Annotated in this window: 26 protein-coding genes and 1 pseudogene; 1 reads left to right on the plus strand and 26 read right to left on the minus strand. The window is 65.0% G+C overall.

Annotation, left to right across the window (positions count from 1 at the left end; translation table 11 throughout):
• Positions 1-181: 181 nt before the first annotated feature.
• From FHR38_RS07205 to FHR38_RS07270, 14 genes are all read right to left on the minus strand, one after another.
• Entirely contained in the window at positions 182-1,654 is a 1,473-nt protein-coding gene (locus tag FHR38_RS07205) for a tyrosine-type recombinase/integrase (RefSeq protein ID WP_184533933.1), read from the minus strand.
• Positions 1,651-2,055 (minus strand): hypothetical protein, encoded by a 405-nt coding sequence (locus FHR38_RS07210; protein WP_184533935.1) that lies wholly within the window; start codon positions 2,053-2,055, stop codon positions 1,651-1,653. Before FHR38_RS07210 ends, FHR38_RS07205 begins: the two co-directional genes overlap by 4 nt.
• Entirely contained in the window at positions 2,052-2,984 is a 933-nt protein-coding gene (locus tag FHR38_RS07215) for a DUF2637 domain-containing protein (RefSeq protein ID WP_184539347.1), read from the minus strand. The genes FHR38_RS07210 and FHR38_RS07215 overlap by 4 nt, the downstream gene beginning before the upstream one ends.
• A 387-nt stretch (positions 2,985-3,371) precedes the next feature.
• The gene (locus FHR38_RS07220) at positions 3,372-4,262 is read right to left on the minus strand and encodes a replication-relaxation family protein (RefSeq protein ID WP_184533937.1); all 891 of its coding nucleotides are present in this window, start codon (positions 4,260-4,262) and stop codon (positions 3,372-3,374) included.
• 411 nt (positions 4,263-4,673) lie between these two features.
• Positions 4,674-4,838 carry a hypothetical protein gene (locus FHR38_RS07225; RefSeq protein WP_184533939.1) on the minus strand — a complete coding sequence of 55 codons (165 nt, stop codon included), beginning with the start codon at positions 4,836-4,838 and terminating at the stop codon, positions 4,674-4,676.
• Between the two features lie 1,359 nt (positions 4,839-6,197).
• Entirely contained in the window at positions 6,198-6,644 is a 447-nt protein-coding gene (locus tag FHR38_RS07230; protein WP_184533941.1) for a guanylate kinase, read from the minus strand.
• Entirely contained in the window at positions 6,641-7,687 is a 1,047-nt protein-coding gene (locus FHR38_RS33160) for an AAA family ATPase (RefSeq protein ID WP_221448940.1), read from the minus strand. The genes FHR38_RS07230 and FHR38_RS33160 overlap by 4 nt, the downstream gene beginning before the upstream one ends.
• A 290-nt stretch (positions 7,688-7,977) precedes the next feature.
• Positions 7,978-8,196, minus strand: a complete 219-nt coding sequence (locus FHR38_RS07240; RefSeq protein WP_184533943.1) for a methyltransferase domain-containing protein — start codon at positions 8,194-8,196, stop codon at positions 7,978-7,980.
• Between the two features lie 14 nt (positions 8,197-8,210).
• Positions 8,211-9,074, minus strand: coding sequence for an aminoglycoside phosphotransferase family protein (locus tag FHR38_RS07245; protein ID WP_184533945.1), 864 nt, complete (start codon positions 9,072-9,074; stop codon positions 8,211-8,213).
• Positions 9,071-9,721 carry a histidine phosphatase family protein gene (locus FHR38_RS07250; protein ID WP_184533947.1) on the minus strand — a complete coding sequence of 217 codons (651 nt, stop codon included), beginning with the start codon at positions 9,719-9,721 and terminating at the stop codon, positions 9,071-9,073. Before FHR38_RS07250 ends, FHR38_RS07245 begins: the two co-directional genes overlap by 4 nt.
• Positions 9,721-10,455: a phosphotransferase gene (locus FHR38_RS07255; RefSeq protein WP_312881934.1), complete on the minus strand. Its 735-nt coding sequence runs from the start codon at positions 10,453-10,455 to the stop codon at positions 9,721-9,723. Before FHR38_RS07255 ends, FHR38_RS07250 begins: the two co-directional genes overlap by 1 nt.
• A complete protein-coding gene (locus tag FHR38_RS07260) occupies positions 10,452-10,652 on the minus strand; it encodes a hypothetical protein (protein ID WP_184533948.1) in 201 nt (66 codons plus the stop codon). Before FHR38_RS07260 ends, FHR38_RS07255 begins: the two co-directional genes overlap by 4 nt.
• A gap of 26 nt (positions 10,653-10,678) precedes the next feature.
• On the minus strand, positions 10,679-11,188 hold the full coding sequence (locus FHR38_RS07265; RefSeq protein WP_184533949.1) for a P-loop NTPase family protein: 510 nt from the start codon (positions 11,186-11,188) through the stop codon (positions 10,679-10,681).
• A 38-nt stretch (positions 11,189-11,226) separates the two neighbouring features.
• On the minus strand, positions 11,227-11,388 hold the full coding sequence (locus tag FHR38_RS07270; protein WP_184533950.1) for a hypothetical protein: 162 nt from the start codon (positions 11,386-11,388) through the stop codon (positions 11,227-11,229).
• Between the two features lie 461 nt (positions 11,389-11,849).
• Between FHR38_RS07270 and FHR38_RS07275 the strand changes: the two are divergent.
• A pseudogene (locus FHR38_RS07275) lies at positions 11,850-12,201 on the plus strand (IS30 family transposase); the annotation flags it as partial.
• Positions 12,202-12,315: 114 nt separating this feature from the next.
• Here FHR38_RS07275 and FHR38_RS07280 read toward each other — a convergent pair.
• The 12 genes from FHR38_RS07280 to FHR38_RS07335 all read right to left on the minus strand — a co-directional run bounded on the left by FHR38_RS07280 (position 12,316) and on the right by FHR38_RS07335 (position 23,254).
• Positions 12,316-12,954 carry an L-threonylcarbamoyladenylate synthase gene (locus FHR38_RS07280; protein ID WP_184533952.1) on the minus strand — a complete coding sequence of 213 codons (639 nt, stop codon included), beginning with the start codon at positions 12,952-12,954 and terminating at the stop codon, positions 12,316-12,318.
• Between the two features lie 12 nt (positions 12,955-12,966).
• Positions 12,967-13,104 (minus strand): hypothetical protein, encoded by a 138-nt coding sequence (locus FHR38_RS07285; RefSeq protein WP_184533953.1) that lies wholly within the window; start codon positions 13,102-13,104, stop codon positions 12,967-12,969.
• A 26-nt stretch (positions 13,105-13,130) separates the two neighbouring features.
• Positions 13,131-13,835 (minus strand): phytanoyl-CoA dioxygenase family protein, encoded by a 705-nt coding sequence (locus tag FHR38_RS07290; protein WP_221448941.1) that lies wholly within the window; start codon positions 13,833-13,835, stop codon positions 13,131-13,133.
• A 68-nt stretch (positions 13,836-13,903) separates the two neighbouring features.
• On the minus strand, positions 13,904-14,662 hold the full coding sequence (locus tag FHR38_RS07295) for a creatininase family protein (protein ID WP_184533955.1): 759 nt from the start codon (positions 14,660-14,662) through the stop codon (positions 13,904-13,906).
• On the minus strand, positions 14,659-15,456 hold the full coding sequence (locus FHR38_RS07300) for a class I SAM-dependent methyltransferase (protein ID WP_184533956.1): 798 nt from the start codon (positions 15,454-15,456) through the stop codon (positions 14,659-14,661). The genes FHR38_RS07295 and FHR38_RS07300 overlap by 4 nt, the downstream gene beginning before the upstream one ends.
• Positions 15,453-16,103 (minus strand): HAD family hydrolase, encoded by a 651-nt coding sequence (locus tag FHR38_RS33165; protein WP_376771390.1) that lies wholly within the window; start codon positions 16,101-16,103, stop codon positions 15,453-15,455. Before FHR38_RS33165 ends, FHR38_RS07300 begins: the two co-directional genes overlap by 4 nt.
• Positions 16,100-16,543, minus strand: a complete 444-nt coding sequence (locus FHR38_RS07310) for a YdeI/OmpD-associated family protein (protein ID WP_184533958.1) — start codon at positions 16,541-16,543, stop codon at positions 16,100-16,102. The genes FHR38_RS33165 and FHR38_RS07310 overlap by 4 nt, the downstream gene beginning before the upstream one ends.
• Positions 16,543-17,580, minus strand: coding sequence for an enolase C-terminal domain-like protein (locus tag FHR38_RS07315; RefSeq protein WP_184533959.1), 1,038 nt, complete (start codon positions 17,578-17,580; stop codon positions 16,543-16,545). Before FHR38_RS07315 ends, FHR38_RS07310 begins: the two co-directional genes overlap by 1 nt.
• Positions 17,580-19,577, minus strand: a complete 1,998-nt coding sequence (locus FHR38_RS07320; RefSeq protein WP_221448942.1) for a phosphoketolase family protein — start codon at positions 19,575-19,577, stop codon at positions 17,580-17,582. Before FHR38_RS07320 ends, FHR38_RS07315 begins: the two co-directional genes overlap by 1 nt.
• Complete coding sequence (locus FHR38_RS07325; RefSeq protein ID WP_184533960.1) at positions 19,555-20,640, minus strand: hypothetical protein; 1,086 nt, start codon at positions 20,638-20,640, stop codon at positions 19,555-19,557. Before FHR38_RS07325 ends, FHR38_RS07320 begins: the two co-directional genes overlap by 23 nt.
• A gap of 335 nt (positions 20,641-20,975) precedes the next feature.
• On the minus strand, positions 20,976-21,893 hold the full coding sequence (locus FHR38_RS33525) for a phosphotransferase enzyme family protein (protein ID WP_184533961.1): 918 nt from the start codon (positions 21,891-21,893) through the stop codon (positions 20,976-20,978).
• A complete protein-coding gene (locus tag FHR38_RS07335) occupies positions 21,890-23,254 on the minus strand; it encodes a helix-turn-helix domain-containing protein (RefSeq protein WP_246446365.1) in 1,365 nt (454 codons plus the stop codon). Before FHR38_RS07335 ends, FHR38_RS33525 begins: the two co-directional genes overlap by 4 nt.
• Positions 23,255-23,493 lie beyond the last annotated feature (239 nt).

Raw genomic sequence — 23,493 nt, forward strand, 5'->3', positions numbered from 1 at the left:
CCCGAGCGTGAGGCCCACGTGCTGGCGCGGATCATGCTGCCGCTGCGAGGCAGTAACGGGCCGCGCAGGCGCGACGTAGGCCGCTGCGGCAGCCAAACCTGCCAGAGACTCTGCAGTCGGCGGCCAGCCAGCGAGGCGCCGGCTGGCCGTCGCTGCTGACGGCGGGTGGGCAGCTTCCGGGCTACGCCGGTCTTGTCGTGCCACGCCGTCGCGGAACGACGGATGCGGTTGCTTCGGCTGCGGCGTGGGAAAGCTCGGGGAGGACGTCGCCGTAGAACTTGGCGGTGAAGTGTGGGCTGGAGTGGCGGAGTCGGTTGGAGATGACTTTCATCTGGACGCCGGCTGCGAGGCCCATGGTGGCGGCACCGTGGCGAAGATCGTGAAGCCGGATGGGTGGTAGGCCGGCTTGGGTGGCGAGGTGGTGGAAGTGGTCGGTGACATCGGCGGGGTGGAGTCGTCCGCCGGTGGGGGTGGTGAAGACCAGCCCGGTCTTGGTCCACGCGGTGCCGGTCGCGAGGCGTTCGCGGTGTTGCCGGGTTCGGTGGGCGCGGAGGACAGCGACGGTTTCGGTGTCGAGGGCGATGGTGGCTTCGCTGTCGGTGGTCTTGGGGGTGTCGATGGCGGTGGCCCAGCCTTGTTGGACGAGTTGCCAGCGGACGGTGAGGGTGGCGGCGTCGAGGTCGAGGTCGTCCCAGTGCAGGCCGCAGGCTTCGCCTCGGCGTAGGCCGGTGAAGGTGATGAGGTGGTAGAGGGCGTAGAGCCGGTCACCTGCGTCGTGAGTGTGGTCGAGGAACCGACCGGTGTGTTCGGGGGTCCAGATCATGACAGGGCTGGGGGTCTTGCCGGTGTCACGCCAGGTACGGATGCGTTGGTCGGTCCAGATGGTGGGCTTTGGTGCTCGGGCGGCGGGTAGCTCGACCAGGAGGGCGGGGTTGATGTCGATGTAGCGGTGGCGGCGCATCGCGTCGTTGAGGGCTTTGCGCAGGGTGGCGTGGATGACGTGCAGGGTCCGGTTGCCGACGATCCGCTGGTTCTTGACCTGGTCGCGTTTCGCGGGGTCGCGGCTGGCGCGCAGGGTCGCGATGGTGGCGTTGCGTTCGGCGATGGCGTCGTACATGGCGTCGATATGGCCGGGCCGGAGCCGGTCGATGCGCAGGTGCCCGAGGTGCGGAATCAGGTACAGGCGGATGTGCCCTTCGTAGGAGCGCAGAGTGCCTGCCTTGATGTTCTTGCGTCCAGCGAGCCAGTCGGTCAGGTACGCCTGCATGGTGGGCAGTTCGGTGGGGGTGATGTCCAGGTGCAGCGCGCGCCGGACCTGGTCCGGGCTGGGGACGGGCGCGCCGGTCTTGACGGCGGTTTCGATGAGGTCGCCGGTCTTGACGGTGGCGTGCAGGTCGGTGGGGTCGGGGACGGCCAGGGCAGCGCGGATGCGGTCGAGGATGGTGTCGGCGTCGGTTTGGGTGGGGTAGGGGCCGTGGCGGAGTGTGCGGCGGGTGCCGCCGGCGCGGGCGGGGATTTCGATCTGCCAGTGCCATTGGCCGTGGTTGCGGGACCAGCCGCCGCCGGGCCGGCGAAGCTGGGGACAGGATCGTCCCAGTCGCCGACCCGTGACGCTGTCGCGGCAGCCGCAGCGCTTGAACGTGGAGCCCTTCACTCATCGTCTCCTGGGTGCTCGACGTGGTGCCGCCAGCGGTGGTGGGTGTAGTCCGCTGGTGGCGGGGTCGTTGCATCCACGCTCGGCACGGCGATGGGATCAAGTCGCCGGCTGCCGTCGTCGGGGTTCGGGTTCGTGGGCTGGTCGAGGAGGAGGAGTCGCAGGAGGCCGGCGACCGGGACGATGATGCGGGTACCGGCGCGGATCAGCGGTGTGGGAAAGGCGTCGGTGGCGGCCAGGCGGTAGGCCTGGGATCGGCTGATACCGAGTACGGCTGCGGCGGTGGGCAGGGTGGTGGCCGCGCCGAGCGCACGGATCTGCTCGGCGGTCCACACCCCAGCCGCAGGTGGTCGTGGGGTGTTCGGCGGTGCGTGGTGTGTCGAGTCGGCGTTGGTGCTCATGGCGTCGGTTCTCCTTGCGGTAAGTGGGGTACCCGTCGTGCGGGCGAGGTGTCAGGCTCGACGGTGGCGTATGTCGTAACGGGCTGGGTGTCGGCCGCGAGGTCCCGGGCTTCCTGGTCCTGCTGCGGTGACCGGGCTGCCGGGGGCTGTTCGTCTCTGAGGGTTTTCAGCAGGTGTGATGCCCTGGTGTTGGACACGGTGTGCCCGGCGGTGCGCAGCGCTGCGGCGAGCGCCGCGCGGGTCAGTGGCTGTTCCTGGGCGGCGAGTTGGTCGCGGGCACGTCGTGCCGCCGGGAGGAGTTCGTCGGATCCGTTCGTGCGGCCAGCGGACGGTCCACGCCGTGAGGTGCGGCGCCGGTGGACCGGTCCGCTGGGATGGTGGCGGTCCGGTCCACCAGGACGGTGCTCGTCACCGGCCTCGTGGTGGACGGTCCACGCGGAGGCGGACCGGTCCGCGACGGGCACGGGCGACGGGACCTCGCTGTCCGGGACGGTCGGCAGGGCGGTGCTGTCGATGGACGGCCCCGCAAGTTGGACAGCGGCGGGGTCCACCGGTTGGGTGGTGGACGGGGTGACATCGGTCCAGCCGGTCCCGGACCTGGTGGTGGTGTAGCCGAGGGCGATCTTGACCATGACGAGGAAGCCGAGCGCGGGTACGGCTGCGGCGATCCAGCCGATCGGTGACGACTCGGCCTCGACGACCTGCGCGGCCAGGGACAGCGTGACCGCGCAGACCAGCACACTCGCCGGGAATGCTGTCGGGGCGTGGGCGCGTTTGCCGCGGCGTAGTTCCAGGCCGGCGGCGATGGACATCAGTTCCAGCACGATGGCGTCGGCCCAGGCCAGCCATCCGGGTTGGCCGTGAGCGGCGGCGACGTTGTGGACGTGGGTGAAGCTGGCCGCCCCGGCTGCGCCGCCGATGGCGAGCATGATCACGATCTGGACGCCGCCCTCGGCCCGGCTGTGGCGCGTACCAGGAGCCAGGTCATCTGCCGATGGCGTCGTGGCGGACCACCTCCCCCGCCCGGTCCGCGAGGGTAATCCGGCCGCCGTGTGGTGTGTACTGGGTAGGCGGGCGGGCAGTCCGGACGGTCCGGTCCGTAACTGGGCGGCGGACCGGCGGGCCTCCGATCGCGGACCGGACCGCGCAGGGGCGGGGCGATACCCGTGTCCCTGTGTCCTGGGAACGGTGCCGGTCTGTCACGGGTCTGTCAGCCGTCGTGTACCGGATGCTGACAGACCCGTGACAGTGGCCGGGGGTTCCGGTCCCGGCCACTGTCGAGGTACCGTGCGCGGCTGCCCGCTCGATACGGGATGTCATACGACCTCGCCCGGGTAGTCTCGGCCGTCGACGACGTAGCGAGCGAGATCGGCCAGGCGGTGCCGGGGCCCTCCCCTACCGGCGGCGGCCCACACTGCCTCGGCCGGGCACAACCCGGCCCCGGTGGCGTGGTCGCGGGCACCGGTGGCCACCGGCAACAACGACGGGGGCAGGTCGGCGAGCAGGCGGCGCAGGTTGGTCTCCCGGGCAGCGGAGTGCAGCCAGAACAGCACCGGCCACGCCCGCCCGATCGTGGCGAACAACTCCCCGTAGCCGGCCAGCTTGCCGACCAGCACCGACAGTGGCTCGCGACCGGTGTCGTACTCGACGAAGAACGGCACCCTGGCACCGTCTTCGGCCCACCGGCCGTAGCCGTCCGGACGCACCCGCGGCTGGTAGGCGCGCACCAGTCCCGAGTCCGCGCGTGTGGTGAAGGCGCCAGCGCGGGCGCAGGCGGCCTCCGGCAGCCACTCGACCAACCCCGCGTCCGGGTGGGTGCGGGCGTAACCGGCCAGTTCGGTGAAGAAGCCGTTCACCCCGAGGCGGTGCGCCAGCGTGCGGCTGGATGTCCACCGCCGCCGCTCGACGCGGGCATGGTCACGCCGAGGTGGCCGCTCCTGCCGGTCGACGGTGACAACCTCCGCGCCGAGCTGGTCGATCACGTAGTGGTAGGGATAAGAGCCACCGTCGGCGCGCTGCGGCCGGAACCGGGCCACCAGCCGCAACCGGTACAGGGTACGCAGCCGGCGTTGGCAGAAATCCAGCGACGGGAACAGGGCATGGGCGATCTGGAACGAGGTCAACACCCCGTGGTCGAAGAGCCAGCCCAGCAGAATCCGATCCCGATCGGTCAGCTGGGACTGAACGCGAAGGACCGGATCATCCACCGGATCTCACGCTCCTATCGGATTTCGTGATGCGGATGCGGGTCCCTGGGGAGAGACCCGAGACCATGCAGGGTCTCTCGCAGGACACGTGGCAGGTGCTGACAGAGGTCGTGACCTGCGTTGTAAGCGATAGTCGGGGGTCAGTTCGGGGGTCCGGCTGAAGACTGACCCCAACCCGGACGTCAACACGGACGCCCGAACCGAGGTCAAGTTGGGATCTGTCACTGCCGCCGGCAAGGAGCCGAAGCGGCGAGGGGAAGCAGTCGGAGAACAACACAACTCCTTGATTGAAGGTCTCGACGGCGCCGACAGTCACGACGCCGTGGTGAGGTCGCCGGCCGCACCCACCGCACGGCCAGATCGAGGCGTGCGGCGGGCAGCCGGCACCCAGCCGGGTCACGCCCGGCAGGGTCACGCCCGGCAGGGCGGGGCCGCGCGAGGACGGCTGGCGGGAATGCTCACTGTGGAGGTGTCAACGAACACGCCGCCGGGCGCACCGGAGGACACGCGACGGATCAGGGCAGCAGTCATCGCCACGACCGTGACCAGCACGATCGTGTACACGAAGATGGACATCAACGGCGATCCGAACCGGCGGGCCTCACACCCGCTTCCGGCAACCGGAGCAACCGTTCTGGGACAGGGGCACTCCCGCTCCGGCCGCTCAGCACACCGTGTTGCGGCCAGACGGGCGTCGGCTCAACCCGCCGGGAGAAGATCCTTCATCGCGGTCCTCCTGTCACTCGGTCGGCACCCCGTCGACCGGACCACCGCACCAGGCCGCAACGAAGAAGAAGCGCCCTGACGAGCGCCCACCCATCGACCAGTCGGCCCAGCGAACAAGCCCGCCGTACGGGGAACGTGTGTCCAGTACCTCTCGACCAGGCTGCCGCTGTCAAGCGAGTCAACCCCAACGATCGACGGCCTCGGCACGCCCTCGGCGCGGCACGGCGCGGGACAGCGCTGGTCCGGCCTCACCAGGCCCGCCACCTGCCGTAACGGTTCCCACCGTCCACACGACCCGACCGTCCCACTCGGATACGCCCCACCTGAGAGCGCGTCGAAATAGGTGGCTTTGACCGAAAGCTGAGCATTCTCTGGAGCACTTTGTGACGACGAACACGGAGTCCGCATGCTCGCCGACACCCGCCCGCCTGAGTCAGTCCGGAGTCTGGCCGATCACCTACCCCTCGCCAGCGACGGTGACCCTCCAGCCGGAGTCGGCACGCGTGTCGACGGAGCTCACGAGCCGACGCGGCACTCGCACACGGCGCGCTGCTTCCCGAGCCCCCTTGTAATCGAAGATCACCGACACGCCGTCTGCCCATCTGTCGCCATCGGTGTTGATAAAGCGGCAGGCGGTCGAAGAGCGTCGCCGCCGGCAGGCGGCCCTCGATGAGGCCCGTCCCCAGGCCGCCGAACTCGCATCGAAGACGCTGCCGCCGAACATGGGATGGCTGTAGACGTATGCCCCGACAGGTAGCTCACGCAGGAACGCGAGGGCTGCGTTCAAGCTGTCGAGGTTACGCATGGTGACGATCGGCGCGATGCCACGTTCGGCCGCGTTGTCGATGTCTTGCGGTTGCCAGCAGCAGGCGAGGATGCGCTGGGGTTCGGTGACATCGAGCCAGAGATCGAGTATGGCGGCACGCTGGCTAGGGGTGAGGGCTTGGCCGCAGGTGGTGGAGCCAGACAGGATGAAGTAATCGACCCACGTAGCGGCGGGTGTTTTCGTGGTGGATGGCGCCGTTGCTGCCCGGCAGGGTAAGGGTTGGTACCACGACGTCGAAGGTTCCCGTCATTGACGGTTGTACTCCTCTGGCGATGTTGTCGGCGGTGACCAGTGCGTCAATCGTTTTGGCGGCTTGCTCGGGCGCTATCTTGTCCGTGCTTAGCCGGGCTAGAAAATCGGACGCGTTGGCATGTTTGAGGTCTTCAGCTGTCTCGTCCCATGCAGTGAGGCGTGCGTCGATGTCGGCAGAGCCCCCGCGCTACGGCGCGTACGGCTGTCGTCTCGCGGGAGCACCAGAGAAGGATGGTGATCCAGCGGGCCGGATAGGCGGTAACGGCGCGTATGCCTGCGATTTGGCCGAGATGCAGGACTGGCGTCTGCTCGGATTTGAGTATCGCGGATAGGTGCGGCTGGTCAACGACGTAGAGGTTTCCGTAGCGTTCGTTTCGGTACACAACGTGCCCATGGCCGTGGAGGCGCGCAAGCTCGTCTGGGCTGGCCAGCCGATAGCCTCGGGCGTTGCCGCTGCCGATCTTCAAGCGCTGGTAAGGCGCATAGCGGGGATCGAGCTGCTCGAGCGCCTGTGTGATGGTGTCTTTACCGGAGGCGGGTGGCCCGTAGAGGATGACCGCCGATGGGGTCATGGTCATTGGACGATCCATTCTGATACCCGCCGCGCTTCGTCGATGAGCTGGACGGCGCCGTTGAGGGAGTTGTCGACGTAAAAGTGTGGTATCTGAGGCCGCATGCTGATATCGATTTGTGTCAGGTAGTCGTCCCAGTGGTTAAGTTTCCACGTGTCGCGGGCGGCGTCGCGTCTTTGCAGGTAGGTGTACATGGTGTCGGTGTCCGCGCCGACCCACACGATTTCCAGGTGTGCGTTTGCGGCGGCGCAGCGGTGCATGAGACGGCGAAGCCACTGCGGGTCCACGACTTCGGCAAGGAACGGGGCTGTGACGATGGTCGACGTCCTGTTGTCGATGTTAGCGAAGGTGGCGTTAGCCAGGCATCGATACTCAACAGGCCGCACTTGAGTGCGGTAGATCTCGGAGTGCCGGTCGTTGGGGTCGCCGTTGAGCGTGGTCAGCATGGTCTCCACGAGGGGGCGGGTTAGCACGTCCTTGTCGAGTAGCGCCCAGCCGGTAACGGAGTTGAGGAATTTGGCGAACTCGGTTTTTCCGGAGCCGGCGAACCCGGCGACCAGGACAAGGTTGGTGTCGCGGTGGCCGGTGTAGCGGCGGTCAGTCCACGCCCGCATAACCAGTTCCTCGAAACGGTGCACGTCGGGTGGGTTGTTGTCTTTGACCTCGGCCGGGCGGGAGACTTCCAGCGCGTTGCGCAATGTGGTGGTCAGCGCGGCGGGCACCGCCGTGGCCGCGACGAGCCCTCCGGCGACGGCGCCTGTTTGATCGCCTGTCCGTAGTCCCATGCTGAGATAGTCGCGTGGGATGTTCAGCCCAACCGCAACGCGTACATACACGTCATAGTTCTCAACGCGGCGCTTGCCACTGGCGATCTCACGGACACGCTGTTCGCCAATGTCGGTGGCCTGAGCGATAGCGCCCCAACTCCACCCCCGGCGGTGCAGGAAGTTGAAGACGGCTTTGATGTTACGCTGGGCCAGCGCGTCACGCATGGCAAGGCCGTCGATGTAATCGGCGTTCCACCACGCCGGGTCGATGGGCTGGCGCACTGACATGGGTTTCCTGTCCCAGACCTGTCGGTGAATGATGTGCGGTATCTCTATTGGATACTAATTAGGTCGATCCAGTGGCGTCCCGCTGGCCCGAAAGCACTGCAGAAGAGATCGCCCGACACGTGCCGATTTGTACACGTCACAGGGTGCCAGCATCGTCACGCCCACGAACCCGCCACCCTGTGACGCACACGGTAACCTGATTTCGATTAGGAACCGGCCGCACTTGAGGAAGCTGTGAGGCCTGCGAAGCCGCCACCGATGTTGAAAACGAATCGGCCGCCTGGTCATAGGATTCGTTTGATCGCAGCAAACGTCGTGGTGGTGTCGGTCTTCCAGATGGCTGCGTTGCACAAAACCGCGTCGACCGGTCCGGTCACTGCGGTGGCGACGTCTTCGGCGTTGGCGAGGATCCAGGTGATGCGGGGGTCGGTGTGGGTGCGCCGCCCCACGGCGTGCATGGCTTTTGCGTTGTCGATGGAGATGATGCGCCCGCGCCGGGGCATGGCGGGTCGAGCGTCTACCTGCCAGTTTGACGTGGAATACCTTGCGACAAGGGGGTTGAGCCGGTGGCGCTGTAGCGGTGGTGGACAGGGGCCACGCCTGTGGCGGCCGAGGTGGCGGCCAGGCTCGCGGCGTCGATAACGGCGCAGCTGTCGATGACGATCTCGTCGAGTTCAGTCAATAGGCCGTAGGTGCCCGTGAACGCCTGCCGCAGATCGGGGCGGTCGTGCCAGATGCGGGTTGCCATTCGGACGAGGTCGCGCGTGGGCAGATCGTGGCGGGCATGCTCGAAGTCGATGACGCGTACGGTGCCCTGTTCGTCGCGGATGAGGTTACGAGGCATGAAGTCCAGGTGGCATGGGGTCAGAATCGCCAGGTCGAGTTGGGCGAGTGTGTCCAGTTTGTGGCTTAGCTCTGCCAGATGTGTCGGGTCGATTGGCGTGGGGACCCGTTGCAGCCAGTAGGTGCCGCGCTCGGCCAGGTATTGACAGAACCGCGGGTTGTAAACGGTGGGCGCTGCGGCGTGTAGGTCGCGCAGGATCGCGCCGGCCTGGGCGAAGGTGTTCTGCTCGTCGGCTTGGGACAATGTCAGTTCTGCGACGGGCCGTCCCGGCATGCTGGTGATGGCAATCGCCAGTAGCTCGTCGTTCACGGCGATGAGCTGCGGGGCGCGGTCGCCGAGGGCGGGGACCCATGCGCGGTAGGCGTGGACCTCGCGGTCGTGACGCTGGCGATCCCGGTGAATCTTGACGATCACGTCACCACCGTCGGTGTGTGCACGTAAGAGCATTGTGTTGTTGTGGCCGTCGTGCCAGGTGGCGACGGTGAATGCGCCCAGGAGCCTACGGGCGGCGTGCAGGAGTGCCGGGCGGCTGGTCATGGCAGCTCGGCGAGGTGCTGAGTGTCGTTGTGGGTGTCGAGGAGCCAGGTGGCACGGCCGCGCCGGTTGACCTGGAGGCGCCAGCGCGCAATGGCGGTGTGGTTGCTGTGGATCCAGACGCGAGTGCTGGAGCCGCGGGGGAGGCCGAGCAGCAAGTTATGAGCGGCTTCGATGGTCTCACTGTGTCCGATGATCAGTATGCGGTTGCCTTCGTGTTCGGTGAGGATGCGGTCCAGGGCGGCGGTCGCCCGATCGAGGTAGCTGTTCCAGGAGTCGCCACCCGGGGCGATGGGTTTGTCGGGCTGGTGCTGCATGGATCCGCCAAATGTTTCCTTGATCTGCGCCCAGGGTTGCGCGTCGGCGTCGCCGTGGTCGGGGCCACGCAGGTCGTTGATGACGGTGTACGGCAGGCCGGTGGCGGTGGAGATCGGTTCGGTGGTCTGGCGTACGCGGAGTCGGGGTGAGCAGACCAGCATGTCGTAGGGCTCGATGTGGTGTTCGGCGCTGATCCGGCCGGCGACGGCGTTTGCTTGCCGGTGGCCGAGGCTGGTCAGGCCGGTGCAGCCTTTCTCGCCGCCGACGATGGCGGCGGCGTTGCAGGCGGCTTCTGCGTGTCGGATGAGGGTGGCAACAGTGCGGATCGTCATCAGAGTCTCCGGGTGAGGGGGTGGGGCCACGGGCGCAGGGAAGGCCAGTGTTGGTGGTAGCCGTTTCGGCCGGTGTAGGGCGTGGTGAGCAGCCAGTTCAACTCGGCCCAGATCGCCAGGTCCTCGGGGGTACAGCGGACCTGGCCGAGGGCAGAGTTGTAGGCGTCCAGCGCCATAGCGATGACGTTGGTGTCGAGCGGGCCGTGGGTCATGGCCATGGAGACGACGAGTTTGGCCAGGTCGTAGCCGTAGGGGGCGAGGGTGAGGTCGTCGAAGTCGACGATGGCAACCCCGTCGGTGTCGGTGATGAGGAAGTTGCGAAGGTTGCTGTCCTTGTACAGCGATGCGGGCAGAGTGCTGGCGGCTTCGAGGACCCGGTCGACGGCGGTGATCGGGATGTGGTGTGTGCGGGCGGTGTCGTGGAGTCGGTGACGACGTGTGTGGATGAAGTCGGCCAGTTCGCAAGCCCCGACATCGTGTGGTCGGTCCAGCCGTGAGTCGCGGAGGCGTGGTGCCGCTGCGGTGTGCAGCCGGCCGATGGCCGCTGCGACGATCGGCATCCGTACCGGTCCCGGTATGTCGCCAGGCATGGCTTCGAATGCCAGCCCGTCGCTGAACCGGTCGAGCAGTCTGGGGAGCCGGACGTCGGCGTTGAGTCCGACGAGCCATGCGTGATGGGTCTGTGCGGCCCGCAGTGTGGCGGGGGTGGCGTAGCGTTTGACAAAGATGGTCACCGCCTCACCCCGATCAGGTAGGAGACGGTGGAGTTCATCGTCACCGACTGGTCGGATTGCCGTCGGCGCAGCCGCCGGGCGATCTGGTCGACGCTGGCACCGCCGAACTGGTGGCGGGGAGTGGTGGCGAGATAGACGGCCAGATGACGGCGGTCGTGGAAGCGGAACAGGTGCCGTTCATGGCAAATCTGTGCCACGAACAGGTGCAGATCGACAGCGGCGGTCAGGCCCCAGTCGTGACTTCCGTCACGAACTTGTTGGCTTGCTGCCTGCTGGTAAAGGTCAACAGTCTGGCGTGTGGGGCGTGCTGCTGGGTGAGGGCGGTGACCTTCGGTCGCATCTGCTTGCGGTAGCCGATGATGTAGCGCACGAAGCTCCAGGTGATCCGGTCGAAGACGCCGTCTTGATGATGCTGGCCACCGCGATAGCGCAATCGCCGTTGGACGATGCCCCATAGACACGTCATGGCCGGCAGGTCGAGGAAGATCACCGTGTCGGCGGCGGCCAACCGGATGGGCAGCGTCGAGGCGTGGTTGCCCTCGATCAGCCAGCGTTCCGCGGCTACGAGCTTTTCCTGCCTCGCGGCGAACTGGTCCTGGGGCAGCGGCTGCCAGTTCTCGTCGTAGTAGACCGCGTCCAGGTGTGTGATGGGCAGGTTCAAGGCACGGCCGAGTCGCTTGGCGATGGTGGACTTGCCGCTGCCACCGCAGCCGATGATGGCGATGCGTTCCATGGCCCTCCACGGTAGGCGAAACGTTGATAAGCAGATGGTCAGGTGCCGGCATGTCGCCACTCGCTATGCAGCAGTCGGTTCAGCACCTGCAGTTGCCGGGATAGGCGGAACAGGTCGAGACGTTTCAGACAGCAGGCGATCAACTCGGCATGAAGCCGGGTGCCGGCGATGTCGGCCAGCCAGGTGCACAGACGGATCACGTCGGTACCGTCGGCGGTGTGGACGCTGGCCGGGGCGAATTGGGTGGCGGATCTGATGACGGCGGGAGTGATCGGGATGCAGCCGGCCAGGACCGCCTCGAACAGCCGCTGGGTTATCTGCCCGGAGGCGGCGTAACGGGTCGGGCAGCAGCAGGACGGTGGCCAGGCTGGTGCGGTAGATCCTCTCGACGTCAGCGAACGGGACCCGACCGGAGAAAGTGATTTCAGGCCATGCGCTGGTGTCGGTCCATTTCCCGGCGACGACGTGGGGGACGGCCGCAGCGGCGGGGGCGAAGAACTGCCCAAACATGGCGTCACGGTCGTACTGGTTCCCGACGTACGCCAAGGTGGTTGACCTACTCAGGCGGGCCAGCGACCACGGGTCGGCGGCGTCTAGCGCGCGCTCGTCGACCGGGAACAGGAGCCTGGTGTCGGGGTACCCGCTACCTGGTCGAACTGCCTCCCGGTTCGTGGTCCCGGTCCCGCTGACCGGCCGGGACACGTTGACCGTCGGGGACGCGGTCATCGCCGCCGCCGGAACCCTCCCACCGCAGCTGGCCAAGTCGTTGACCTGGGACTGCGGGGCGGAGATGGCCGGGCATGCGAGGATCACCGCCGCCGGGTTACCGGTGTACTTCGCCCGCCCGCACTCAGCGTGGCAGCGGGGCAGTAACGAGAACGCCAACCGGATCCTGCGCGAGTACTTCCCGGAAGGCGTTCCGATCACCTCAGACCCCGAAATACCTCGCCATGGTGGCTGCTGAGATCAACGACCGACCGCGTAAGATCCGCGACTGGAAGAAACCCTCCTAAATATTCGCCGAACTCGTCGAGGCAAATGCTTCCACCTTCTGAACCCGCAGAGATCTATCGCGTACCCGAATCAACCTGGAGGATCTCAAATCATCTTGGGAAGTCCTTCAGGTTTCAAGAAACAGCCGCGATGGCTGCATTGACGGCGCGGTCGTGGACAACCCCCGATCTTGTAATCTGCGCCTTCGTTTCGGTGCAGTCGACGATAGTTAGGTGATTGGCCAGTGGACTGATGCCGCCGTCGATGCAGTACGCGACGCTGATCTCAGACTCCGCTACAAAGCTTTCAACCTCCGCAGCTGTGATTGCTGGACCTAACGTATTAGCCGGGTTCGAGAGATTGGCCGTGGTGGCAGCGATAGGCACGCGACTTCGCTGGGCAAGTTGACCGAGTAGGCCTGAGTCGAGGGTTACGAGAGCGTTGGGCACGCCGACAGGCTGGTGCTGCTGGGCGTGTTCGGAGTCTCGCCAACGGAGAATCATAGCCAGATCGCCGGGCCAGAAGGCTGAGGCGAGCTGGATTGCGGCCGGTGTCATGACGAACAACTCGTTGGCTGCGACGAGCGATGGCAGTATGTAGGCCAACGACTTCGACCGTGGCCGGCCCTTGCCAGCGTAGATGCGCGCGCAGGCGTCGTGGTCGCGCGCGTTGGCGCAGATCATGTACCAGCGTTGAGTTGGGACAACGACAAGCTCGCCGGCTTCGAGCGCTTCAATTGCTAGCGGGAGTTCGTCGGGGCGGATCAGTTTCACGGCCTCAGCCCTTCAACCCTCGGGAGTGATATCGTGCTCTTCACGGATCTGGTGCTGTCGAACGTCGGCATCGGCGGGGATATTGTGAACCGTGACCGGGCGCAAACTCAGGACGATGTTGACCGTGCCCGACGCCACCTGATGCGCCATTGTGTCGGCCTTGGACGCCGGGATCTCTATCGCACTCGGGCGATGAGTGGCGGGAAGTCGAGCCACGGGTCGCGAAGCGCGTCGAGACGGCGGCTGGCATGGCTTACATGGGATACCCGGAAGTAGGCCATGATCCGCGGGATGGCGGTCAAGTTGCGGCCAACGGCGTGGGGGACCAAGTGGTGCATCAGCAGTACATCACCGGGCTTGCCCAGTAGCGGGGTGCCCTGCTCGCTGTCGATGTGTGGGGGAACTTGGGCAGTGATGCCCAGCGACCATTGGGTCCGGAACCACTCCGCCATCCGGAGGTGTCCGCCGACGACGTAACGCAGGGCACCACCGGCCGGATCACTGATGTCGGAAAGCACGACACCCACGAGAAGCGAGAAGGTGCGCAGTTCGGCGGGGTCGAGGTGCGGGCAGGCGACGCCATCCACGTGCATGGCCTTTTCGGGTTGCGCTTGGCCGAGGTCGCGTTCCGGAACGCGAATCTGGATCTGCGTAGCGGTGACCGGTGCCACGTCGCCAATGAGCTCGCCTGCGAGCCCGGCCACACCTGACTCGTTAAATAGCGCGAGCAGGTCCCTGTGGTCACCAAGGTGCGGGGCGAAGGTCCGCTGCGTGAACTCGGCGATTCGGCGTTGATCTAGGCCGGTGCGATACCAGTCGGTTACCAGCGCCGCCGCACGGTCGATCAAATGTGTCGGAACGAAGTTGCGTTTGACGATCATGCCCTTGATGGTGAAGGTGGACAGGTCGTCAGTGCTGAGGGGCATGGTCGTATCCCGTCGGTGATGGACTACAGGTGTTGTAGAACCTGATCGGATGCGTCCAGGGCGCTCGCGATGATGGCTTCCCCCAGTTCGGCGGAGGCCAGTTGCGGGTTACCGCCACTGATGCCGAAACTGGAGATGCGGTCATCGTCAGAACTCCACGGCCACGTGGTGCCGCGGTCGAGGACGAGTCGCTGGATCTCGTGGCGGTGGGCTGGGTCGACGACGAACGTCTCCGGTAGTCGGTTCAGGTGTACGTCGCTGGGGGCGAGGGTCAGCATTATGCTGGTTTCTTCCACACCCGCGTGGATCTCCGGCAGTTCCGACGTCGCATGTACGGTCGAGAGTGAGCTGGGGTGGATGATGCAGACCTGCACATGATGCGTGGCCTGCAGTTCGTAGCTAACTGCCTCGAGGATGCCGCGATTGCCGCCATGCCCGTTGACGATGAGAAGCCGTCGGGCAGGGGTGGTCCGCGCGAACTCGCCGACAATGGCATTGAGCAGGGTGGTAAGTACGCCGACCTTTAGGGAGACCGTGCCGAGGGCCCAGGAGTGCTCCAGGGACAGGCCATACGGCAGCGCCGGCAGCGCCCAGAGGTCGTGTGGGTCGCCGTAGCGCTCAATGAGCCGGTTGGTGAACTGCGCGGCGATGACGGTGTCGGTGTGCAGGGGCAGGTGCGGGCCGTGCTGTTCATATGAGCCGATGGGCAGGCACAGGACCGATCGCTCGGTTAGGTGCGTGGCGATCTCCGGTGCCGGGAGCGATCCGTACCAACGGTTCATGCCCGTTCTCGCCGGCCGATGCGGATGAGAAACTCGTTGTCCTCGGCGAAGGTGTCGGTATCGCTGTATTGGGCAAGGGTGGCACGGACAGCGCTGTCGAACTCGCCGAGTCGGTCGCCGAACAGTTGCGGCGCGGCGAACGAGGTGGAGTGCAGGTATCCAAGGATGCTGTCGGCGGTCCAGGTCCGGTTGACGGGCACAGTGTGCTCCTCGACCTGGCTGAACGGCGACTCATGCATGATCTCGCTGTATGGGCGGTTGTGATGCTGGAACGTGCGTTCGCCAGCGCGACGCTGCTCGCCGAGGAAATCTTGGATGACCGTGCGGATTGCGGCCTTCCAGTCGCTGGTAGCGGTCCAGAAACTGTTGTCGCCGAAGATCGCGACCGCGCCGTCCGGGCTGACCTGTGCGTCCAATCGGATCAGGATCGCGGCTTGGTCGAGCCAGTGGAATGCTCGGCAGATCGTCACCAGTTCGGCCTGCCAGCCCGCCGGTGGCGTGAACTCCTCCGCCGTGACCTCCTGCAGCCGTAGCTGAGCGTCGGCGGGTAGCTGCGGGCGGAGCGCATCTTCGGCAGCGGCGAGCATGTCTGGATCGTTGTCGATGGCGATGATGTCATCGAAACGGCCAAGCAGAGCCTCCACCACGAGGCCGGTGCCGGTGCCTACGTCGAGCAGGCGTCGCGGCGCACCGGTAGGGACCGCGGTATCCAACACGTCGGCCACGGTCGCCGGGATGCCGGGCCGGTACTGCCGGTAGAAGCCGACGGTTCCGTGAAACAGACTCATGATCATCTCCGTGTAGCGAGTTCAGTGATGTGCTGGCTGGCGGCGCTGAGATCAGCGGCCACGAGCAGGCCAACGTCGTCGAGCCGTTCGGGCTGAGGTACTGGTCGTCCGTTCGATACCCAGATGACGATCACCCCGGCAGTTCGGGCACCGATGACGTCGCAATCCCAGTCGTCGCCGATGTGCACCATATTCGCCGGGCTGCTTCGGCACTCGGTGGCCACGCAATGGAAAGCGGCTGGATCGGGTTTGGCGTAGCCGGTCCGACAGGAGGGGAAGTAGTCGATCACCCATGGAGACAGCAGGTTCCGCAAACGGTCAGTATCGGCCTCCAGGCAGCTCGCATTCGACAACGTGACGATGGTGGCGTGCCGACTCATAGTCCGCAGCGCCGCAACTGTCCCTGGCAAGAGCTGTGCCGGCGGCGACTCGATGGGTGTCGGGAACGCGCTTACGGGGATCTGCAGCGCATCGCAGACCTCCGCAATGACTGCAGAATCAATCGAGGCTCGGGTGTACAGCTGCTGGCGGATGACCGAGCGCGCGTCGGCGGGCCTGAGCGGCGAAGCCTTCGCCAAGATCGTGGCCACTGTAGGTCCTTCGAACTGGCAAAGGGTCCCCCCGACATCAATGCTTAGCAGTAGCCGTTTCACGAGACACTATCCACTGCTGGCAGGGCAGTGACAATCGCGTCGATTCTGGCCTGCCGGATCGCCGGAGTGCTTGCCTCGGCGAGGAATGTGAGCGCGTAGCGGCGCTCGGCCTCGTCTAGGACGGTTAGGTTACGGCGCGCGACATGGACTGCGGCCACCAGGTCGTCGGGTATCGACCGGGTGCGCCAGCCGTGCGGTAGGTGCAGGATGCCGGCCCATGATCCGGCGGGAGGTGCGTGCGATGGGTCGAGCAGGCGCAGGACGGTGACGTCGTCGAAGCTCAAGATCTGTACCTGTACCGGCGGAGAGTCGGGGAGTTGGAGCTGGCCTGTCAGGAAGGTGTCGTGTCCGTCGAGTCGTTCGGACAGCACGAGCAAGGTGCCGTTCGAGTCTGCTGCGACGGTCCCGGTGATGGGCAGGCGCTGAATGGTTTCGGGCATTAGCAGCTCCTCGGCGTGGCACCCAAGCCTGGAGACCTGGGAACGGTGATCGCTCCGTGTGAGGGCAGCCAAGGCTGTGCATACCTTTGCTGCCGAACCGGTTCCCACTGCAACCGGTATTCGACTGCGGCGATCGCATCCGGATAGGCAGCGGCGAGGTGAACGGCCGGAACAAAAGAGCGGCCGTGCGGGTAGACCAGCACGCCGAGCGTTTGTGCCGCAGTCACCAGGTCGACCGCGCGTGTGAGTCCGCCGCACGCCACCACGTCAAGTGTGAACGCCTGTAGCTTGAGTCGGAGAATCGCCGCGGCGTCGGCATGCAAGAGAAGCCGTTCGCCGAGGGCCAACGGCATGCTCATCGCCAATGCCTCATACGTTTTAACGTCACATTGTGGTAGTGGGTCCTCCAGCCAGCGCACCGAAGCCGGGTCCAGCTCATCGAGGAACAGGAAGGCGAATTCGGGATCCCAAGTGAAGACGGCGTCGAATGCAGCTTTCTGCCTGAGCGCTGCCTCCATGGCCCGTACCGCCGCAGCAAGCTGGGCGGCCTCCGCCGTGCGGTCATCGGTTGCTGGATTCTTGCGCAGTCCCCATTTCGTAAAATGCCATCCGTCGCGTTTGACGCGCTCGACAGCCGCGACGGGTATGCCATTTGTTACGTCGAGGCTCAGCCATGAGGCGTAGAGCGGCACCCGCCGCTGCGGCGTCGCTCCAAGCAGGTCAGCTACGGGCACTTGGGCAAGTTGGCTATGTAGGTCCCAAGCGGCGCAATCCACTGCACCGACGGCCCACGACGCCACCACGCTGGTGTCTGCCCGGATTGCCCTACACAGGGCCGCATGAAGTCTCTGGTGGTCGTTCACCGGCTCGCCGAGTGCTGGTTGTGTAAGGACAGCCTCCACGTACCGTCCAATCTCCGCCGTCACCGGCCCGTACCAGCCGATCGTCCCGGCCGCATAGAGGGCAACGAACGTGGCGTCCTCGCTCGAGCCGGCTTTGGTGGTAACGACGCGGATCGCCTCAATCCTGGCTGCCATCAGCGCTTCCGCTTGGCTAGCAGTGCCTCGGCTGCCGAGGTAACGCCAGCGACATCGAACCCGGCGTGCGCCGCCAACCTTTCCTGTGACATCGGGAACGACGGCTCGGCCCAGCCGATTACGTCGACGTCGCGGTGCAGCCGACCACCGAGCAGCCCCCAGATCGCGGCCGGGTGCCCGAGCGTCACGATGAGCACGGCGGCGTGAGTTCCGATGTAGTGATGCAGGTCCGGGTCTGTAAGCGCCGTCAGGTCGTGGACGTTGACCACCCGGATCCGACAGCCAGAGTGGCTGCGGATCCTCACAACGGCGTCCGTAACCACTGCTGCGGCGAGGTCGCCGGCGCACACCAGCGTCAGGTCTGGCTCGCCTGGGTCGCTCAGGTGGCGCCAGACCGCCAAGCCGCAGTGACGCTCCTCATCGACCGTCTCCCCGGGGTAGGTCGCGGTGGTGTGCTTGCCCGCGACGATGACGTTGACGCGTCCCATTGACCGCAATGCATCGTCGAGCGCGACAGCGACCCGGTCTGAGTCGGCGGGCGTGAAGACGTGCACGGCCGTGTCGCCCGTCCCTAGCAGCGCGGTGATCAGTGAAGGGTCTCCGTGGCTGTACACGTTGTGCCAGCCATACGAGGTCAAGAGCAAGTTGATGCTCGGCAATGAATGCTTGATGAGCCGCCGTTGCTTGAGCTGTCCGATCAGTCCGGTCAGCAACAGCGGCGCGAATGCCTCGTACGAGATAATCAGGCCGCGATGGCCTGTCGCTGTCCACCCGGCAACCCAGCCGAGGAGGACTTCCTCAGCAAGTACCTCATGTGCCCAAGCTTCGCCCTGCAGGTCGCCGAGGCGGTTCGACCGCAGTTCATCCGGGCTAAAGACCTTGATGTCGCCGGTTGCGGCATGCGCCCGCAGCACTGCGGTCACTTCCGTTGCGAAACCCCGCCCCGTTGCCGCTACTGGCGGGGGCATCGGCGGAGCATCCAATAGCGCGCTGCCAACGTCAATGGCGTCCAGCGCAGACGCGAGCGCACCAACGGGCTGCGCGTCGGCGTCGAACAGTTCACTGGGCCGGTAGGACGACAGCCAGGCACGCAGCGCCGCCAGTTGACACGGATCACCGGCCGGCTCTGTGAGCGGTGTCTTGTGCGCCCCAATGGGGCCGGACCAGCCCTTCACGCACCGTAGGAACACCACCCGATGTGCTCTGCGGGCGGTTGCCTCGACGCCGGCCACGAGGACACGGTGGAACTCGGCATGCTCGCCTAACCCGCCGTCTGTCCCAACTTCGACGACGACCGGCTCCCAGCCCAGACCCCGTGCGTAAGCGCTCACCTCCTCGTCGCTCATGCCACCCAGCAGCGACGGGCCGCCCATTCGATGACCGTTGAGATGCACGACCGGCAGCACCATGGTGTCGGCTAGCACGCGCCGGGCCAGCCAGGAGGCCGCCGTGGCAGGAGTCTCGCATTCGCCGTCACCGATGATCGGCACGACGACCCGGTTCGGGGAGTCCAGCGCCATGCCCTGGGCAAAGGCGAACGCGCCGCCGAGCCACCCGCCCATGTAGGCACCGGCTGGCAACTCGGGATGAACCTCCGAGCCGAGCGCGTCCCCGTCCGGAAACGCCGCAGCCAGTGCTGCCAGCCCATCAGCGTCTCGCCCGTACCGTGGATCCATCTTAACGATGTCGCCGGTCATCCAGGCCAATGCACGCTGGACGACACCAGCATGGCCGGCGCCCAGAACTGGAACTATCTGCAGACCGATGCCGCAGCCTGCGGCGAGGACGGCATGCGCCAGCACCCATGCCGTGCCGGGTACCGTGCCCCAATGACCTGCCGGGCGCGGCTTAACGTCGGACTCATCAAGGCAGTCGACAGCGAGCACGTTCGATCGAAGGTGAAGCTGCGCGACCGACAGGTACGTGAGCGCACGCCAAAGGGCATCCGCACGATGGGCGAGATCCACCGACACTTCAGACTCCCACCAGTCGTTCACCAGCAAAGCTGAAGTACCACAACGGCCGGTAGCACTCCCACGCCTGCGGCCGCAGCCCAAGTCCACCCAGAATCTGTTCGATCGATGCCCTGGCCTGCAGATAGAACTCCAACTGCTCGGCACCCGGCGTCCGCAAACCCGCCATGATCGAGTTGTGGGCCTGGTACACCTGGAAGTTGGGAAACTCGGTCACGTGTCCGCCGAGTGCGGCCACACCGGACCGCAGTTCGGTGAGCGGATCGAGGCCCACGATGTAGGTGAACGAGGTGCCGAGTCCCGCCTGGCGGGCCCGACGGAGCAGGTCGGGCATGTCGGCCCGCCGGAGTCGTGCCTTGCTTGTCTTCAATAGCAGGTCACGCCGGGTGAAGCACTCGGCGGTCAACCTCAGGACGAACGGCGCGACGCGAGCAGCGAGATCGGCAAACGCCGTGTCTGACTGGATGACCGACGTCAGGAAACCTATCCGGGCACCGATACCCTGCAAACCGAGCGCGGTTCGCAGGCCTACCAGGTGAGCAACGGCGGCGTCTTCCCGCTCGAAGCATCCGGTCGAGACAGTCACCTCGCGGAGTTCGCTCAGGTTTCGGCGCGGGTGCTGCTCAACCATCGCCGCCAGTAGTTCGGCGAGCTCCCGCTCCTCGGAGAAACGTGGGTCCGCGGCAGCTTCCAGCGTGTTCGGGCAGAACGCGCAGCCCACACAGCGGCTTCGGGCGTTCGGGTTCAACGTCGCGGCCCTGCCGCCATCCCGGAAATAGCCTCCAACCGCCTCGTCGGCATCGATCCGCTGCACAGTACCAATGCAATCCTGTCCCAAATGCAGATCGTGATCGCCAAGCCGGAACGGCGACCCTACCGCGTTCAGGGGCACGATCACCTTCCATGACACCTTTGATGCCGAGGCAATTGTTACGCTCACCCGAGCTCGGTGCTGACAGTGATCCGACGAGATTCCGTACAGGTTCAGGGCGATCAGCACAGCATCCTCGACCGGCACCTCATAACGAGCGGCCAGCCTGACTACCTCATCGATCTCTAGCTTGGTGTTGGGCGTCGCTATAGCCATCCGAACCTGCCTTCGAATCGTGGACCAATCCCCGCATGTATCGTGTTCGGTGGAACTCCCCGGGCCTCTAATGGTGTCGACGAGGACAACCAGGCCCCTTGATTGGGTCGATCTATGGATCGGCAGTTTCATCCTGATGTGGGTACCGGATACAGTCGGCGATATTTCACGGTTGCGGAAGCCGTTGCCTTACGCTGGCGCGGCTCTCATGCAGTTGCGCCGGGCGACCTACGGAGTTAAGCCTGACGGTTCGGGCAATTGCCTAGGACTCGGTCTGATGCGGCGGGTCCCATCATGCCGCTCCTTGTCCACCGGCGGGCTTCCTCAGGCGTCTATCATCTGTATGGCGTCCAGACGGCCTCGACGTCGCCGCTTTTGAAAGTCGTCAATCGATGCCGCCATTGTGGAGTAAGGGATGGGTTGTCATGCAGTACCGGCAGTACGCTGGTCACGAGCTGGAGTTCGCGAAGTTGACGGAGGACTGGAAACCCTGGCCAGTCGGTTACATCAGTGCCATATGCTTCGGCTAGCTCCTCGTGGACGTTTCCGGCGTAGGCAAAACGTAGCTTTCCGACAGCAGTAGGTGTCAGATCCCATTCGCGTGGTCCGTACGCGGCAGAGTCAAAATCGCAGATTACAGGACCCGTAGGGCCTGGAATTAGGTTGCCGATAAAGCTATCTCCATGAATAGGCCCCGGCGGTATGCTGTACCTAAGGTCGACGATTGCTCCCTCCAGCTCATCGCACTTTGATTCGAGGAATAGCCGGTCGCTTTTTGGGAGAATGTCAGTCTCGGCAATGCGTTGTCGAATAGGCCTTAGCGGTCGCCAACGAGGGAGTGGTGTGGCGGGAGGTGGCAAACTGTGGAATCGGCGCAGGATTCGGCCCAGATCAGATGCGGTTGCCGCAATTCCGGTAGCGGGGACACTGTGCCAGATTGTCGCTAGGTGCCCATGTGCCTCGATAGGCTGCTTGACGTTAGGGAGTAGCTGTACGGATGGCATACCGTGTGTGGTTAGCCACTTGGCGACGGCGATTATCTTGGGCACTCGATCGCGAACGGTCTGGGATCCGGCAATCCGAACGACTATGGGTTCCTGGGCCAATTCAAAAACCGCGTTGTTAGTGAATTTGATCAGCCTCGCACCTGAAGGGTTCAGGCCCGACCGGCCGCAAATAGCGTGCAAGACGACATCGAGTCCGTCGCGGTTTAAGGGGATAGGGGTATGGTCTTTGATGTGTAGGTTGATCATGGGGTACCTCGCATCGTGCTAATTTCATTTGCAAGATCCTGCAGATCGCCCTCTTGTAAAGCCGCGAGGCTTCGAAGGGGCTCCATTCGATCGATCGTGCGAACTGATCTTACCGATTTCGCGTTGGCTACGGCCTGGCGGCCCGCGTGAAGGCCGCCATCGCGCTCGCCGATCCGAAGGCACATGACAGCGAGAGTGGTTAGCTCGAAGATGCGACTCCGCGCCATGCTAGAACCTCGCAATGCGACTGCTGTTTGAAGAAGTGCGATGCCTTCTTCGAGGTCTGCCTCGCGTGGTTTCGAGAGGGCAGACAGGGTGACTCCAATGGATGCATAAAGATCGGCCTCGCCGAAAAAACGCACCCAGACGGGCGCATTCTCATGATCGGCGCGTGCGAATTCATCCCGGGCTCGACTAATAGAACGTTGCATCTGTTGCGAATCTCCGAGCAGTGCATATGCCCACGCTTCGTTGGCGCAGAGCATGGCGACCGTGAGCCCAGAGCCGGAGTCCTGGGCTGTTATCTGTCCTAGCTGGAAGAAACGCAAGGCTTCACGGTGCATGCCGCGATGTAAGTGAAGGCGACCCATGCGGTACAAAACGTTCGCCGCCAACGAATTATCTGCCGCATGCTTGGCTTGCTCATGGGCACGGGCGAAGTGCTTTCGCGCCACAGAGTACATTCCAACGTCAAACGACGTCCATCCCGCGAGATTATGTAGATCCGCCAAAGCTAAATGCAAACGAGACCGGGTTTGGTCATCACATGCGGCATTAAGGAGCTGCTGAGCCCAGCGGACCTGGGCTGCGACAGCGTCGCGGCAGGCACCGCCACCGTGTCGGTAATCCAAGACCCGCATCGCAGCAGTGAGCGCCTCAATCTGCGCGACGTCCCATGTGCCCACACGGGTGGGGGCGGGAGCGACCTGTCGGTCGATTGGCTGCCACCATCGTGTGACCTCGTCCGTGGCAGTTCCCATCGTTACATTGGCTGCGTGGGAGAGGAGGCTCCTCACCTCTTCCCGCTCATTCGCGTGAGTTGAGCATGTCGCGGACGCTAAATCGAGAGCGATTTCGGTCGACTCGTCGTAGGCCACACCCATGTACCCGCGTGGGATGCCGAAGCCATCGGCAATGCGGACCAACACCTCGTGCGCCATAATTCGGCGGCCCTTGAGGACCTCGTAGACCTCCGAAGCTGTCTGGCCCGTCAGACGCGCGATCCTTCGTTGTGAGACCCCGACACGTTGAAGGCGCTCGTATACCGTCTTTAGATCGCGGGAGGCGAGCGCCTGGCGCATCTCGCGGTGTTCCCACACTGTGGGGGCTACGGCATCCGTAGAAACCAGGTCGGTGTTCATATCGGCCCCAGTCGACTCGAGGGCAGGTCTGTCTCTGCAGGCTAGCCGCAGCTTGTTCCGTAGGGAACCCCGACTTGCCTAGCCGACTAGCGCAGCTAGGCACTCACGACGCCTACCGAAGCGGCTCGGTCCCTGCGCTTACACAGTGCGTTACGTCACGGGATCCTGAGTTTGCGATTGACGATTCCCAGGGGATCGCTACCTGGAATGGGATGCACGCGTATCGAGAGGTAGGACGC

The sequence above is a fragment of the Micromonospora polyrhachis genome, assembly GCF_014203835.1.
Classification (GTDB): domain Bacteria; phylum Actinomycetota; class Actinomycetes; order Mycobacteriales; family Micromonosporaceae; genus Micromonospora_H; species Micromonospora_H polyrhachis.